This window comes from Ectobacillus sp. (assembly GCF_056992975.1).
On sequence record NZ_JBXKMX010000062.1, the window covers coordinates 1 to 2,103 of the forward strand.

The 2,103-nt window shown below is 36.2% G+C and carries 2 protein-coding genes and 1 pseudogene; 1 reads left to right on the forward strand and 2 read right to left on the reverse strand.

The genetic code is table 11. The features are described from left to right. Window positions 1-47: 47 nt before the first annotated feature. A pseudogene (locus AC11ZT_RS03230) lies at window positions 48-245 on the forward strand (RNA polymerase sporulation sigma factor SigK); the annotation flags it as partial. A 275-nt stretch (window positions 246-520) separates the two neighbouring features. Here the strand turns inward: AC11ZT_RS03230 and istB are convergent. After that, window positions 521-1,243 carry an IS21-like element helper ATPase IstB gene (istB, locus tag AC11ZT_RS03235; RefSeq protein ID WP_484058228.1) on the reverse strand — a complete coding sequence of 241 codons (723 nt, stop codon included), beginning with the start codon at window positions 1,241-1,243 and terminating at the stop codon, window positions 521-523. Next, window positions 1,240-2,103: Mu transposase domain-containing protein (locus tag AC11ZT_RS03240; RefSeq protein WP_484058229.1), on the reverse strand; the 864-nt coding region annotated here is incomplete at its 5' end. The genes AC11ZT_RS03240 and istB, both read right to left, overlap by 4 nt.

A 2,103-nucleotide genomic window follows, 5' to 3' on the forward strand; every position in this document is an offset into this window, starting at 1 on the left:
GCCTCATATATATAATAACGAACACGATTTTCAGCGGGGGTGAGAAGATGAGTATGCTTGCTACACTTGGATACATTGTTCGTGAATTATTTATGTTCGTATCATATGTGAAAAACAATGCGTTTCCGCAGCCTCTATCCTCAGATGAAGAAAAGAAATACTTAGAGCTAATGGAACAAGGGGATCCTAACGCTAGAAACGTATTAATTGAACATAATCTACGATTAGTGGCTCACATCGTCAAGACATTATGTACGTGAAGTAATGTCATAGGATAGTGCATAAACAGTACGTTTTGAAGGCGAAGGTAAAATTGGTGAGTATAAAAGGAATGAGGATTAAGCAGTTGGAAATGGTGGACAAGCCTTTTTTGGGATTTGACTAATCAATTATTTTGATATGAAAAAGAATGATCTTTAATTTATCTCCTTTTATTAACTTGTATTTGGCAACTAAAAAATGTGGGAAACGGCAATTAAAAATGAACCTCTTGCCAATCATTACTCTTTAAAAAATCAGTCTATTTACTTTGTAATAGTGACTCTTTGTAACGATGACTATCTCCATCAAATAGTACTAAGTGGGAGTGGTGAATCAGGCGATCAATGACCGCCTCCGTTAAGATTGGGTCTCCAAATACATGATTCCATTGACCAAACTGTAGATTTGTTGTGATAATTATGCTTTTTGTTTCATAACACATAGAAATAACCTGAAACAATAACTCCGCGCCTTGCTTATGAAGCGGAATATACCCTAATTCATCCAAAATCAATAAGTCTAATTTTTCAATTTGTTTAAATAGTCGGCTCAACGAGCCTTTCTCATGCGCATCTAATAACTGATTGACGAGAGCTGCTACTGTATAGAACTTTACTTTTTTAGTATGATTCTGTATAACATAGAGGCTGATTAAACTCGCTAGATATGTTTTACCTGCACCAACACCGCCATAGAAGATCAAATTCTCTTGCTGTTCCATAAAATCGCCATGTAGAATGTATTCTCTTGTTAATCCTTGTCCTAATTTAACTTCTTTCCAGTCAAACGGTTTTCCCGTTACCTTCGGCAACGTTGCTTGCTGAAGTAAAAGGTTTATTTTTCGCTCTTCTCTTTGTTGAACTTCCTGTTCTAATATCTTTAATAAATACTCTTCATTGGTATCAGCTTGTATTTCTTCATAATTCTCTCGAATCCAGCTTAGTTTTAACCGTTTCGCATACCCTTTGATGATTTGATTCATTGTGCTGTACCTCCTGTTCCCGCAAAGAGACTATCATAATGAGATAAACCTCTTGTGGCAGAAGGAACACTTGGTATGATGCCTTGTACTTGAATTTCTTCCCGTTGTCCTCTACCGTTCAAAAGCTGATAGAATACTTGTTTGATAGAGTCAACAGAAGGATGGCCTCGCTCTGATGCAATACGTAACGCTTCTGTAGGTGTGGTAAAATCATGCTCTTTTAGAAGAACAGATAGGAGCTGCAGGGATTGCTGTTTTTCTATTACTGTGCATTGTTCTAAATAGGTTTGCCATTCTATTGGCAGTTGTTCGTAAAAACTTGTATATTTGATTGCCATTGGCCGTTTGGCCATGAGGGACAAATAAGGTTGCCATTTCATTGATTTCTTTTGCTCTCCATACAATCGTGCGTGAGAGATAATTAGCTCATATTCTTGTGTTAATACCTCTACCTGATTGTACGAAATCTTTGCCAAAACCTTCTGTTTGGCAAAGCGTGGAGAAGAAGAATACACTCTAGTATCAATACGAATATATCCATATTTGTCTGCTTTGACTTCTTCGTACCTTACGCATGTAAACTCTTTTTCTGGAAGCTGTAAAAACTTTTCTTTGTCTGCCAAATACAATTTGGCAATGAGCTCTTCTTTTTGATAATGCTTCCGATTTCGATCTTTCTCTGCTTTACTCCAGAAAGTATCATTTAATAAGTTAATTTCAATAATAGGTAGTTCAGGAAGAAGAAAATTATTTCGAACGTATTTCACCATAGACTCAACATGGCCTTTTTCATTCCCGCTATTTGGATTACAAAATTCATATTGAAATCCATAATGAAGAACGAAGTTCTGAAATTGCTC

Coding starts and splice junctions, on each gene's coding strand:
- istB (WP_484058228.1), bottom strand. CDS start 1,243: ATGAATCAAATCATCAAAGGGTATGCGAAACGGTTAAAACTAAGCTGG.